Source organism: Bilifractor sp. LCP21S3_F8 (assembly GCF_052117805.1).
Classification (GTDB): domain Bacteria; phylum Bacillota; class Clostridia; order Lachnospirales; family Lachnospiraceae; genus Bilifractor.
Map to the genome: position 1 here is coordinate 1 of NZ_JBQKIK010000044.1, position 13,069 is coordinate 13,069.

15 protein-coding genes are annotated in these 13,069 nt (G+C 49.2%); 2 read left to right on the forward strand and 13 right to left on the reverse strand.

The window, feature by feature from the left end:
- Positions 1 to 494 precede the first annotated feature (494 nt).
- The 13 genes from ACTQ3A_RS13390 to ACTQ3A_RS13450 all read right to left on the reverse strand — a co-directional run bounded on the left by ACTQ3A_RS13390 (position 495) and on the right by ACTQ3A_RS13450 (position 11,129).
- Positions 495 to 1,130, reverse strand: a complete 636-nt coding sequence (locus ACTQ3A_RS13390) for a flavodoxin family protein (protein ID WP_441495146.1) — start codon at positions 1,128 to 1,130, stop codon at positions 495 to 497.
- 12 nt (positions 1,131 to 1,142) lie between these two features.
- A complete protein-coding gene (locus tag ACTQ3A_RS13395; protein WP_441099349.1) occupies positions 1,143 to 1,298 on the reverse strand; it encodes a hypothetical protein in 156 nt (51 codons plus the stop codon).
- 119 nt (positions 1,299 to 1,417) lie between these two features.
- Positions 1,418 to 1,864 carry a flavodoxin family protein gene (locus ACTQ3A_RS13400; protein ID WP_441099350.1) on the reverse strand — a complete coding sequence of 149 codons (447 nt, stop codon included), beginning with the start codon at positions 1,862 to 1,864 and terminating at the stop codon, positions 1,418 to 1,420.
- 14 nt (positions 1,865 to 1,878) lie between these two features.
- On the reverse strand, positions 1,879 to 2,865 hold the full coding sequence (locus ACTQ3A_RS13405) for an aldo/keto reductase (protein WP_441495147.1): 987 nt from the start codon (positions 2,863 to 2,865) through the stop codon (positions 1,879 to 1,881).
- 11 nt (positions 2,866 to 2,876) lie between these two features.
- Positions 2,877 to 3,698 (reverse strand): SDR family NAD(P)-dependent oxidoreductase, encoded by an 822-nt coding sequence (locus ACTQ3A_RS13410; protein ID WP_441495148.1) that lies wholly within the window; start codon positions 3,696 to 3,698, stop codon positions 2,877 to 2,879.
- Between the two features lie 16 nt (positions 3,699 to 3,714).
- A complete protein-coding gene (locus ACTQ3A_RS13415) occupies positions 3,715 to 4,440 on the reverse strand; it encodes a carboxymuconolactone decarboxylase family protein (RefSeq protein WP_441495149.1) in 726 nt (241 codons plus the stop codon).
- A gap of 25 nt (positions 4,441 to 4,465) precedes the next feature.
- On the reverse strand, positions 4,466 to 6,412 hold the full coding sequence (locus ACTQ3A_RS13420; protein WP_441099354.1) for an alpha/beta hydrolase-fold protein: 1,947 nt from the start codon (positions 6,410 to 6,412) through the stop codon (positions 4,466 to 4,468).
- Entirely contained in the window at positions 6,409 to 7,080 is a 672-nt protein-coding gene (locus tag ACTQ3A_RS13425) for a DUF4405 domain-containing protein (RefSeq protein ID WP_441099355.1), read from the reverse strand. Before ACTQ3A_RS13425 ends, ACTQ3A_RS13420 begins: the two co-directional genes overlap by 4 nt.
- Positions 7,081 to 7,088: 8 nt before the next feature.
- Positions 7,089 to 7,904: a prolyl oligopeptidase family serine peptidase gene (locus ACTQ3A_RS13430; RefSeq protein ID WP_441099356.1), complete on the reverse strand. Its 816-nt coding sequence runs from the start codon at positions 7,902 to 7,904 to the stop codon at positions 7,089 to 7,091.
- Positions 7,877 to 8,584: a flavodoxin gene (locus ACTQ3A_RS13435; protein ID WP_441099357.1), complete on the reverse strand. Its 708-nt coding sequence runs from the start codon at positions 8,582 to 8,584 to the stop codon at positions 7,877 to 7,879. The genes ACTQ3A_RS13430 and ACTQ3A_RS13435 overlap by 28 nt, the downstream gene beginning before the upstream one ends.
- Positions 8,575 to 9,735: an iron-containing alcohol dehydrogenase gene (locus ACTQ3A_RS13440; RefSeq protein WP_441099358.1), complete on the reverse strand. Its 1,161-nt coding sequence runs from the start codon at positions 9,733 to 9,735 to the stop codon at positions 8,575 to 8,577. The genes ACTQ3A_RS13435 and ACTQ3A_RS13440 overlap by 10 nt, the downstream gene beginning before the upstream one ends.
- A 20-nt stretch (positions 9,736 to 9,755) precedes the next feature.
- Positions 9,756 to 10,238, reverse strand: coding sequence for a flavodoxin (locus ACTQ3A_RS13445; protein WP_441099359.1), 483 nt, complete (start codon positions 10,236 to 10,238; stop codon positions 9,756 to 9,758).
- Between the two features lie 30 nt (positions 10,239 to 10,268).
- Positions 10,269 to 11,129 carry an aldo/keto reductase gene (locus ACTQ3A_RS13450; RefSeq protein WP_441099360.1) on the reverse strand — a complete coding sequence of 287 codons (861 nt, stop codon included), beginning with the start codon at positions 11,127 to 11,129 and terminating at the stop codon, positions 10,269 to 10,271.
- Between the two features lie 166 nt (positions 11,130 to 11,295).
- Here ACTQ3A_RS13450 and ACTQ3A_RS13455 point away from each other — a divergent pair, with 166 nt between their 5' ends.
- Together ACTQ3A_RS13455 and ACTQ3A_RS13460 are read left to right on the forward strand one after the other, a co-directional pair.
- The gene (locus ACTQ3A_RS13455) at positions 11,296 to 12,168 is read left to right on the forward strand and encodes a LysR family transcriptional regulator (RefSeq protein WP_441099361.1); all 873 of its coding nucleotides are present in this window, start codon (positions 11,296 to 11,298) and stop codon (positions 12,166 to 12,168) included.
- 695 nt (positions 12,169 to 12,863) lie between these two features.
- Positions 12,864 to 13,069: type II toxin-antitoxin system RelB/DinJ family antitoxin (locus tag ACTQ3A_RS13460; protein ID WP_441495150.1), on the forward strand; the 206-nt coding region annotated here is incomplete at its 3' end.

Sequence of the window (13,069 nt, forward strand, 5' to 3'; positions counted from 1 at the left end):
TTAGCCACGGCCTATCAGTCTGTGCATGTCAACTATTGAAAGCGCCGTATACCGAACGGTACGTACGGTGTTGTGAGAGGACGGCGGTTAGTCACCGCCTCCTACTCGATTTACTACGTGAACACGGTTAACAATCTGCACAGCTTCATCAAGAACCGTTATTACGACTACCGGGGTGTGGCTACCAAGTATTTGAATCGTTACAACCTCGTATTTCGTGCAGCGTACAGGATGAGGCTATCAGTTGATGAGCTTGTAGAAAAGCTCTTCCTAGCGTGTGATCCGAAGAGAGTGCATCACTATGATGATGTCAAGAAATTGAACTTACTTGCTGTGTAAATATATTCCTTTAAATTTTTATATTACATATCAACCCGAATCTTTACTAACGTCAAAATAAAAAAAACTGCAGGCTCTCCGAAGAGATGACCTACAGGTCTGAATAATCAGTATTTCGTTGTATTTATCTTATAAAGTTCGTTATTTCGTTGTATTTATCTTATAAAGTTCGTTGCAAGTCTGGTTTCTTCCTGCTTGGGCAATGCGACTCCGTTATTATCCCCGGCTTCTTTCAGTTTCAAAAGCCACGCCATATTTCTGCCAAGGTAGCGCATAATCTGAAGTCCTTCTTCATCCTGCATAACCTCTTCCGGCGTGTTGCCGTGAACCATGTTCCAGTAACGGGAAGTGGCAATCGGCATCTGCTGATGGAAGAAATATTTGTTCATCTGGTCAAGTGCGGACGTAGTTCCAGCCCGTCTTGCAGACACAATCGCTGCCGCAGGCTTGAAGCGGAACGGGTGCGGATTCTGCGCGGACGCTGAGAAGAATACCCTGTCCATAAAACTCATGAGACTTCCGTTCATGCCGGAATAATAAACCGGCGAACCGAAGATAAATCCGTCATAATCAGCCGCTAAAGCCGTGAATTCATTTATCCTGTCATCAAACACACATTTCTGTTTCTTCGCGCACTGGAAACATCCGATACATCCACCGATAGGCTTATTGCCAATCCAGTAAACTGTCGTCTCTATGCCTTCCTCATTCAATGCAGACGCCACCACGGAAAGCGCGGTATAAGTACATCCTTTCTGGTGCGGACTGCCGTTTATCAATAACACTTTCATTTGCATCACCTTCTACTTTCTCATACACTCTTTCATGATAGCTGTTACTTCGGCTGTGCTAAGCGTAGTTTCAATATTAATGTCCGTAACATCCTGCTCAGACACAGCCCCATCAAAATACATATCCACGCCCATTTCAGAAAAATTTCTTAATTGAAAATCCTTCATAAGACCTCCTTATTCGCCGAGTGCTGTAAAGAGCCCTCCCATCTGCAGATAATTGATATTGAAGCATCTTCCGCTTTCACCTTTATCAAGATCATATCGACATCGCCCCCGCCCACCGATTAATCCACATTTATTTTCTTTGCTTCCTGCGAATTCGTTACCATGCCCTTATAAGCAAACCCATACAAGCCGGCAAAACGGGACATGGTAAACTCACACGATTCAAGCTGCCATTTCTCCGGTGAGGCACCCTGCATGATGAAATACAGATTCTTTCCGCCAAACTCGCCCTGTCCGACCGGTCCGTAGCAGCGATCAAGGAAATTTCTCATAAGACCGCAGATGTTATGCCAGTACAGTGGCGAACCCATGACCACGGTATCTGCCTTGCGGATCGCATCAATAACTTCATTAAACTGGTCATCCGGATATTGCTGACCATAGGAATAGATTTTATAGTCGATGAGATTTAAGGTTGCGTACTCTTTTCCGGTAAGCAGTTCCTTCGCCAGCTTTGCTGTATTCCCATTCTTATTCGGACTTGCGTTTATAAATAAAATGCTCATTTTCATTTCCTCCATCATTTCTTCACAGGAGAGCCACCGAATACTGCCGACATCTCCATGTGATCCAGTTTTTTATCAATGCTCATAACCTCATCCGCTGTCAGGGCGATCTCCGCTGCACCAAGATTTTCTCTGATGCGCTCTGCCTTTCTCGAACCAGGAATTGGAACGATATAAGGCTTCTTGCAGAGCATCCACGCCAAAGAGATCTGCGCAGGTGTGGCGTTCTTTTCTTCCGCAAGATTTCTGATCAGCGAAAGAAGTTCTCTGTTCTGTTCAAACGCCTCATCAGAATACTGCGGCATAGCACTGCGATAATCCGCTTTATCAAACTGCTCACCCTTTGCAAAGGCATCGGACAGAATGCCGTTGGCAAGCGGAGAAAAGGCCACATATCCGATATTCAGTTCTTCCAAAACCGGGAAGAGGTTCTCATGCCATCTTGCCATCATGGAATACCGGTTTTGAATGCAGGTCACAGGACATACTTCATGTGCCCTTCGAAGATATTCCTCATTTGCCTCGGAAATTCCCCAGTGAAGTATTTTGCCTTCTTCTATCAGGTCGGACATGACTCCGGCCACTTCTTCTGGCTCTATATTCGGATCGATGCGGTGCTGGTAATACAGATCCACATGATCCATACCAAGCCGTTTTAAGCTGCCTTCGATGGACGCTCTTATCGTTTCCGGGCGTGAGTCCAGGACAAGCTGGCGGTTCTCATGCTTAACGCCGCACTTTGTGGCAACTTTTACCTGATTCCGATATGGAGCAAGCGCTTTTCCTACCAGCTCCTCGTTGTAGCTGATACTCCCATCTGCCTTTTCACCGATATAACATTCAGCCGTATCAAAGAAGGTATAGCCCATTTCCACAGCCTGCCGAATCGCGTTAATGGCTGTGTCCTCATCTGTTGCAGTTCCGTATGCGTGGGAAAATCCCATGCAACCCAGACCAATAGGCGACACCTCCAGGTCTTTTCCTAAGATTCTGTTCTTCATAAATATCTCCATCAATAATCTGTTGTTATGCTGTAGCTTTCTGTTTTCTCCACTTCTGCAAGGCGGCTCTTAAGCTCATCCCGGATAATCCGTACTGCGTCACTGCCGAGAGGCAGTCTCTTTGGAAGATTCCCTGACGATACCAACTCCACGATCAGTTTTCCAGCCTTATCAGGATCGCCCTTCTGGTCATGATTATTTACCATATTTTCAAGGCGCATCGAACCTACAGACGGCGTATAGTCGGAAATCGCCCGACTCGCCCCATGCAGGGAATCATAAAATGCTGTACGGAATGCGCCCGGTTCCACTGTCATCACCTTGATCCCAAGATGCTCCGTTTCTTTTCCGACTGCGTCACTGACAAGTTCCAACGCCGCTTTCGAGGCAGAGTAGAAGCCATTGCCGACTGCCGCCTGTACTGCGCCGATAGAAGAAACATTAATGATGATTCCCGTCTTTTCCTCCCGCATTTTCGGAAGGCACAGATTCATAAGCTTCGCCGGCCCGAATACGTTCGTCTGAAACAGCAGTCCGATCTCGTCTTCTTCGCTTTCCTCAATTGCAGCGCGATAACCGTATCCCGCGTTATTGACAAGCACGTCAATTCTGCCGAACCTGTTGTATGTTTCTTCGACTGCTTTTTTCATGCTGCTCTCATCCGTCAGGTCAAGAGGTAAAGCCGCACAGGTATCCGGGTATTTCGCTTCAAATTCCTGTATTTTCGATATATTTCTTGCCGTAACGACAGCCTGATCGCCGGAATGAAGCACTGCCTTCGCTATCCCTCGTCCAATTCCGGTAGAGCAGCCTGTAATAAGCCAAGTTCTCATATGTTCTCCTTCTTGATTACTTGAGTTTGTTGTACTGTTCATCATCTACCAGCTCACACCATTCAGTCCTGATGTTCTCGCCGGGAATTTCCTGTGCGATATGCTGAAACCAGCTGTCCTTTGCCGCACCGTGCCAATGCTTCACATTTGCAGGAATATTGACTACATCACCGGGATACAGCTCACGCGCCTCTTTGCCCCACTCCTGATACCAGCCTTTTCCGTAAATGCAGATGAGCAGCTGTCCTCCGCCATTGTCCGCATGGTGGATATGCCAGTTGTTGCGGCAGCCAGGCTCAAATGTTACGTTGAAGGTCGGTACCTGCTCCATCGTCAGAGGCTTCAGATAGCTTTGTCCAACAAAATACTGTGCAAACGCCGTGTTCGGCTCACCGATGGGGAATGCAAGGTTTGGCTTCGTATCTTCCTCTCCCCAGACCTCTGCGATCATCGGGAAGGTACTCCAGGCCTTCGGCCACCCACAGTAAAATGCTAGCTGTGTAGCAATTTCGATTGCTTCTTCCTTTGTCACACCATGCTCCTTGCCAAGGATCAGATGGCTTTTCAGCTGCGGGTACAGTCCTGCGGAAAAGAGTGCCGCGATCGTGATCATACTGCGGTCACGGAGCGACAGCTGCGATTCCCGCGACCACACCTCTCCAAAGAGGACGTCATCATTTAATTCCGCAAATTTAGGAGCAAGTTCTCCCAAACGTTCTCTGCCTGCTGTTTGCTTTTTCATGTAAAATTCCTCACTTTCTTCAGTGTCACATCTGGTCTTCCCAGAATGCCACAGCGTCATCAATCCAGCCTTCCGCGACCGTTCCTGTTCCAAGTCCGAATCCATGTGGCAGTCCGTCGTAGGAATGGAACTCCGTTGGAATACCCATCTCGGACATGGTATCCAGTCTGGATTTCATCGTCCGCCAGTTTGCGATACCATCGCTTGTCCCGACTGCACTGTAAGTCGGCGGCTCGTAGCCTGTCACTTCCGAAAGTCCGGTGTAATTTACAATGACAGCTGCAGGTTGTGGATAGGCTTTCTCTCCGAAATTCTCCGTACCGTATGTTCCTACCCAGTCCGACATTCTTCCACCTGCCGATCCGCCCCAGAGGGAGTAGTCAGCAATGTCAACTTCCAACTCGTCTGCGTGCTCGAAGATGAACGCAATGGCTCTCGACAAATCCTCACAAGCCGTCTGTGCTCCCGGACGATAGATCAGCGCAAAGGCGTTGTATCCCATCTTGGAAAGCTCCAAGGCGTGGGGAAAGCTGTCGTGCATCGCACCAACGTAGGCAAAACCGCCGCCGGCGTTTACGACGGCAAACTTGGCACCGGGATCACCCTTGAAGAAGAACAGACCGGTATCTCTTTTGGCTGGATCAGCGGCCTTTTCCGCGTCGGTGTATATATCGTAAAAAACCGTTTCCCCGGCTTCGGCATGGTTCTTCAGGTAATTCACGATCTCCACCGTCTTGTCCGGATCGATGTAGTTGTACCAGGTAAGACGAAGACTCCCAAGCGTATCACCGCTCATATATCCGCTGTTTACAGGAAAGAGCAGCCTGCCGTAATCGCCGAAAGCAGGATCACTTTGTACATCGCTGATCCTGGTATCCTTTGTATAGGCTGCAGCCTGCTCCGCACCGGAAATCACAAGAGGTTCTTCCGAATCACGAAAAAACAGCGGAAATGCGTTGTACAGATATTCCTGTACGGCGTCAAAGTCATGATAGCCGCCGTCCTTCTGGTAGAACACATAATGCTCCGGTGTGAATACGTCAGACCTTTCCAGCATTTCCTCCGCCATGGCGATGGACTGGCTCTTTACCGCATCCTGTGTGCCGACGGCGTGATATATGAAATAGCCTTTTCTCTCAAGGTCTTTATCCTTCACCAGCTGTTCGATGAAGTCCACATTCCTTTCGATCTGAAAATCTCCGTAAGTGCCGTAATACCAGCAGGATCCGCTCATCGGCAGGAAGTAACGAATATAATCTGTGTCATAGCAGAACTGCAGCCAGGTCGTGACCGAGCCCAGGGAGAATCCACCGAAAGCCCGATGATCCCGGGATGCCTTCAGATCCTCATCCGAAGCAGACTCTGCATAAGTGTGAAACCTTCCTTCCACCGTTGGCATCAGGTTTTCTTCGAAATCCCGGTGGAACTGGCGGAACTCGGCAATCGATCCGCTTAAACCCGTGTCGCTGTTATCATTGTAGAACGTGGCTGATACGATGATGACCGGTGGGATGTCGCCGTTTTCGATCAGGTGATCAAACACGTTTTTGGTTGAAGTGTATTCAAAGTATTCGCCTGCGTGTCCGCCCCAGCCGTGCATCAGATAGATGATGTTGTATCGGATTTCTTCATCGTTTTTATCATAGCCGTAAGGGGTATAAACGTAGGCTGTTTTTGTGATTGCTGCTCCGTCTCTGACATAATCCTTCGAATCATAATCCACCCTGGTCACAGTACCGGGATGGTCGGATGCGGCCTTATATGAAGACGGAACAGCGGTTGTATATCCTGTTTGCTCCATAGTTTCCTTATTCTCTGATAAGGTGACATCTGAAGGTTCTTTCGTGTCCTCCGATGATGCCTCTGTTTCATTTTGTTCTGTTTGCTGCTGAGGCTGATCTGAGGCTTTTGCGCAGGACACCAGTATTCCGACAAGCATCAGCACGCACAGCAGCAGTATGATTCTTCTCATTTACTGACTCCTCTCTTATCCAGCCTTTTTAACCATCCAGCCAGATAGTGACCGATAAAGACAAACAGTCCCATGATAGCCAAATAATCCAGGAAGAAAAAGACGATGGGTTCTCTCGGATCCAGGAACAGAAAATGTGTCCGAAGAAAAAGGTATTCCCCGATCTGCCTTCGGATGAACGCATATACGCCGTATGCTGCTATGGCGATCGCACCCGCACGCAGTACGAAATCAGTTGTTTTTTTCCTGTCTTTGCCTTTTGGCATCGCACCAAGCATCACATTCCAATGCAATCCCAGATGAAGCGACATCAGGATGTAGTTCAGGTACGCGCATACCATGTGTACGCTCCGGGCAACAGAAGCACCTTTGCTGATATGAAGAAACGTAAACACATGCTCCGACAGGATGATCCCGCTGATGGCCGACGCCAAGACTGTTCCGATCAGCAGGAAGACAAGAACCGTCTGGAAAGTCCGAAAGCTTCTGTATCTTCCCTTTGAAAGCGCGCCGAACCACTTCCTGTTCAGGATGTGATGAACAATAAACAGGACAAACATCGCTGTTCCGAGGATCTCATGAGTCAATGTGCCGATTAACGAGTATGCCATCAGCCCGATCAGGACTATGGTCATTGCGATATCAATTGTCATTCGCAGTTTCTTCATATGCTTTCTCATTCATGTTCTCCAAACAGCCAGTTCATGATGTCTTCTTCGTGGGCAAAGTATCCTCCGCCACCGTGCTGATCCCGGATGCCGCGTGCGTCGAACCACGCCTGGTCTTTCAGGTCTAAAACGACCAGCTTCTCGTTCTGATCATCCGTGAGGCCTTTGTCCCGGTAAAGCTGAACGAGCTTATCATAGGTCTCCCGCACAGAAGAGCTGCCGTAATAGCTGTCGCTCTCACCGGTCACCATATAGATGGGCGTTCCGGCTTTTGCCAGGGGATCCAGGTCTCCGTCCCACTGAGAAGAGCAGTGAAGGAAGGCTGTGTACAGCTCCGGAGCGATCTCCATGACCAGGGATCCAGTCTCGCCCCCGCCGGAATAGCCATTCAGGTAAACCTTCTCAGGATTAATGTTGTAATGGCTGATCAAGTATCGGGTCAGTGCCACCGTCTGTCTGGCGGAGGTTTCTCTCCAATCGTTCAGCTGCGGGGCAGCGATGATCATTTTTTCGTTGTATTTCTGTGCTTCGATCCCGTAATCTTCGGCGCGGATATTCACGCCGACACCCTGAAAGTACAGCCCTTCGTAGCCGGGCAATGTAACGTAGAGCGCATAAGGTTCGGAGCCATCATAGTTTTCCGGTATATACAGCCCGAAATGGATATCCCCGTCGTTTTCGCTGTGCAGAACATTATCAAACAGGAAACCGCGGATATACACGTCTCCAAAGTCGATCTCCGTCGGCGCGCTTATATCATTCTCCGTGCCGGCCGCGCCATTCGGCACGGAGTCAGTTATTCCAGGTCCAGCCCCCGCACCCATTCCCGGACATCATTTTCCGAGCCGTCAACCCTTCCGCCTCGAATCGATAAAGCATCATCGCTTCTTACTGTGGCTCCCTCAGCCAGCTTTTCGATGGTAGGCAGAGCACCCGCACCGTTCGAACTGCCTTCATGAGAGAAGAACGGGATGATCGTCTTGCCCGAGAAATCATAGCTTTCCAGGAATGTCCACATGGGCATCGGAAGATCGTACCACCATACCGGGAAACCGAAGAAGACCGTATCGTACTGCGCCATCTGTTCTTCTGTAAGGTCGATCATGATCTCGGGACGCTCATCGTTATCCTGCTCCTGCTTGGCCCGGTCAGCAGTCTGATTATAATCATCGGGATAAGGATCCTTTGCCGTCACACGATAAAGATCCCCGCCCGTTTCATCTGCCACCCAATGTGCCATGCTGTCGAGATGTCCTGACCAGGAGAAATACACAACCAGAATCTTGTTATCAGCTGTCTGTGTGTCAGAAGGATCGGATGACGGCAGATCCGAAGTCGCATCAGAAGCTGTGGCAGAGTCTGCATTTCCAGTACCCGCCGCAGTCGTTTCCTGCGCTTTTGTGTTATCTGAAGAATCTTGCGTGTTGCTGCCTGTTCCGCAAGCTGCAAGTGTCAATGCCATAACCGTGGCAAGCAGTACCGCGAATAGTCTTCTTATCTGCATTCGAGTAATACCTCCAATAATTCATCTCTTGTGAACTTCTTTGCGCATCCGCCGGTCAGGACCGTGGAATCCGCGATCGCCTTAAAGTCGGTATCAGCAGAGATGTTCATCTCCGCAAAAGTGGTTGGCAGACCGATCTCCCTGATAAAGGCGATGAGAGCGTCTACAAAGGCTTCTGCCAGTTCTGCTTCGCTTTTTCCGGCCGGATCGATCCCCCAGACTTCAGTCGCAAGTCTGGCAAACTGGTGATTTGCCTCCGGCATCATATGCCTGTAAAGCACCGGGTGCAGCACCGCCAGCCCCTGTCCATGGTTACAATCGGTGTAGGCACCGAGCTGGTGTTCCAGCATGTGGCATTGGAAATCCGTGGCTTTGCCGATCTTTAAGATTCCGTTCTCCGCCATGGCCGCGGCCCAGATCAGCTCACTTCTTGCCTGGATGTCCTGCGGATCCTTCAGTGTGGCGCGGATGTTCCGGATGATGTTTCTCTGGGTGGCCTCATTGATCTCGTCAGAGAGGTTCACTTCTCTGGGAGAGCCCATGTAGGTCTCCATGCTGTGAGAAAGAGAATCGAACGCACCGGAGATCACCTGCTTCATCGGCATGGTCATCGTGTAAGCCGGGTCCAGAATCGCAAAGCTGTAAAATGCGCCCCAGAGAGCGGATTTCAGCATCTTTTCCTCGTTGGTGATGACCGCGCCGTTGTTCATCTCCGCGCCGGTGCCGAAGGAAGTGACCACTGCTCCCATAGGAATGAATTCCGTCGGCTGCTTGTGATCGGTATACTCCAGCTCCCAAATATCTTTATTCAGCTTCGCCTGGGCAGAGACGATCTTGCAGCAGTCGATGACAGAGCCGCCGCCCACTGCCAGAATGAAGTCAATGTTCTTCTCCTGGGCAAGGGCAGCGCCCTCCTGTACCTTCGCGTAGGTCGGGTTGGACATGATCCCGGTAAACTCCGTCACGGTCTTTCCCGCTTCTTTCAGAATATCCAGCAGTTCATCATAGACGCCGTTCTTCTTAATGGAACCACCGCCATAGGCCAGCAGCACATTTTGACCGACCTTGGCCAGTTCAGCAGCCAGATTCCTGGACGTTGCCTTTTCGCCGAAATAGACCTTTACTGGATAGCTGTAGGTAAATGGATTCATGAGTACCTCCTGTCTTATGATCAATCCAGGCTCTTCAGCCACTTCTCAACTGCCTTTGCCGGGCCGTTCTCAGCATCCCGCATCTCCACCGGGAGGCCGGTCAGCACGATCGCCTTCGGCTCCAGCTCACGGATTGTATCGTAGGTGCCGCCGTCTCCGGAACCCATGTGGGTGTTGAAGGGGATGATGGTCTTCCCACTGAAATCGTATTTGTCAAAGAACGTGTAAATGATCATCGGGAAGGTGTACCACCACATGGGATAGCCGATATAGATGCGGTCGTAGCTTTCGATGTCGATCTCGTTTTTGATCGCTGGCCTCTGATTTTCGTCATGTTCTTTCTTTGCGAGTCTTGCCAGCGCGTTGTAGTGATCCCGGTTGCTGTCATAGGGTACGACAGGCTCGATCTCTGCGATATCCGCGCCGGTCTGTTTTGCGATCTCTTCGGCTACGATCTTTGCCGTGCCATAAACGGAGAAGTAAACTACCAGTTCTTTTGTCATATTCTGCTCCTTATTCTCCATGTCCGGTCATCAGGCTTTGTAGCTAAGCAGCCACTTGACAAGCTGGGGATCGAAATGGTTGATGATCTCGCTGTGACCAAGGTCCTTTTCCTTGATCTGCTCCATCTCTTCATCCGTAAGGGAGAAATCCCAGATATCCAGGTTCTGCTCCATACGCTCCACATGGACGGACTTGGGAAGGATCGAAACGCCGCGCTGGGTATTCCAGCGGAGGACGACCTGTGCCGCCGTCTTGCCGTACCTGGCGCCAATCTCAGTCAGCAGCGGATCCTTGAAGATCCCGTGCTTTCCTTCGGCGAGCGGACCCCATGCCTGTGGTGCAATGCCGTATTCCTTCATGACAGCCAGCGCATCTTCCTGCTGGAAGAAGGGATGCAGCTCCACCTGATTGACGGCGGGGATGACTTGCACGTTGGCACACAGGTTCACCAGTACGAAAGGATAGAAATTGGAAACACCGATCGCCTTCGTGAGACCTTCCTTATATGCTTTTGTAATACCTCTGTAAGCCGCGAAGTAATCGCCCATTGCCTGATGAAGCAGGACCAGGTCCACGTACGGCATGTCCAGCTTCCGAAGAGAAGTCTTTACTGCCTCATAAGCCGAATCTTCGGTCTTCATGTCGGTGATCCAGACCTTGGTGGTGATGAAAAGCTCTTCCCGGGTCACCAGGCCATCAGCGATGGCATGCTTCACGCCTTTTCCAAGCGCCTCTTCATTGCCATAGGAAGCGGCAGTGTCCAGCAGTCTGTATCCTGTTTTGATTGCATCGTAAACAACCTGTTCGCATTCGGCGGCATTCGGGATCTGGAAAACTCCGAAACCCTCCAGCGGCATCTTTGCTCCGGTATTCAGTGTGACATATTCCATGGTCTTTATCTCCTTTCGATTCTATCGTTGTTCGACAGCTATATGTTGTTTCTCTCTTGATGATGCTATTTTATCGAGATATCCATTGTAAGTACACTGCTTTGTGGCTATAATGGTATACGTGTGACGTATATAGATAGATAGAAAACAGAGAGGAAATGATGTCATGCTGATCGAATCCTACCTGCTGGAGCAGTTTGAAGCCGTTGCCCGCTGCGGCACGCTTTTAAAAGCATCTGAAGAACTGCATATATCGCAGCCGTCCTTGAGCCGTTCCATGAAGAAGCTGGAGGATGTGCTTGGAGTATCCTTGTTTATCAGGGAAAACAGCAAGATCTCGCTGAATGAAACGGGAAAACTGGCGGCAGACTATGCCAGAAGAGCTCTGGAAGCAAATCAGGAGATGATCGAAAGGGTCACGGCGTTTGACCGGAGTCTCCGGACGGTCAGCATCGGCTCATGTTCACCTTTTCCGGTGAATGACCTGATGCCGATCCTGCAGGAACAACTTCCCGAAAAAACCCTGTCCACTGAGATTGTGAGTAACGATGAAAAGCTGCTTGCCGGTCTTCGAAGCCATCTTTACCAGATGGTCGTTCTGCATCACTGTCCAGAAGATAAGGACCTGTTCTGCCAGAGATATTTGGATGAACAGTTATATATCTCCATTGCAAAGGACCATCCTCTGGCAAAGCAGGACAGTGTCACTTTTGAAGAGCTGAAGGGTCTCCGCATCCTGATGACAGCCCATGTGGGATTTTGGATGGACGTCACCCTGGAGAAGCTGAATGCCTCAGATCTGCTGATCCAGAACAGCATGGATGCTTTGGGAGAGCTGATCGATGCCTCTAATCTGCCGTTTTTCAATTCCGACCGAATGCTGAAAGCCGGCTATCAGCCACCGGACAGAGTGGCGCTTCCTATCACTGATCCGGAAGCCCATGCCACCTACTGGATCGCCTGTCTGGCTTCTGAACAGCAGAAATACCGTTCTGTTTTCAGTGCAGTCCGTGGGAATCTGTTGAGAATTCAATCCTAAGTAAGATCAAAAAAACGAGGGAGAAGAACAACCTGTCATGCAGGTGATGCTCTTCACCCTCTTTTCTGTTCCATATATTTGCTGACTTGTCTCTCATAATTTTCTTGTCAATACAAGATTACGGCTGATATCAATTTTGCAAATCTCTACAGTTTCAATAGTAAATCTCCATTACCAGTTCCTAAAATCTTACATTTTCCCCCGCTAAACTTGTACATGTCAGGAGCCAAACGGCTCCGAAACTCCGATCCTTGAAAACTACATATGCATTCTTCAGGTACAGCCCTGTGACGGGGAGTTACATCAGCGGAAAGTGCGAAGATCATCAGAAATGATGGGAGCGCGGACCGGTCTGTAAGTCCGGATTGCTTCCGGGTACAGCTATGATCCGTCGCAGCACAATGATAAATGATCCCTTTCCTTTTTTAGCAAAATTTAATAATCTGCTAAAATGAAGGCATAAACTTCTAACGAGCAGATTATTTACCGATTTTCGGGTCTTTGGTTCAACGAAGGCGTTCGTTGCGCTGATCATTCGAGCGCACCTGTGATAATCCACGCTCATTAGAGGCCATTTCTCGCAAATGCCTGAAAAATGGGCGGATGGTTGTAGTTGGATGCAAAATCAATACAAATGAACTGAAACAGCAATGAATATGTAATATGATAATAAAAAAGAAATGGAGGAATAATGAATGGCAAGTACAATTCGGATGTTTTTGACACAAGCTGTTGCAAATAACGGTTTCCCATTTGAGATAAAACGGGTCGAGCATAATCCGTATGCTGTCATGTCTGAAGAAATGATGTTGGAGAAACTGGAGAAATCAAGAGTATCTGCATCAAAGGGTAACTATCGATCTGCGGATGCTGTTATTGCTGATATGAGAGAAAAGTATGG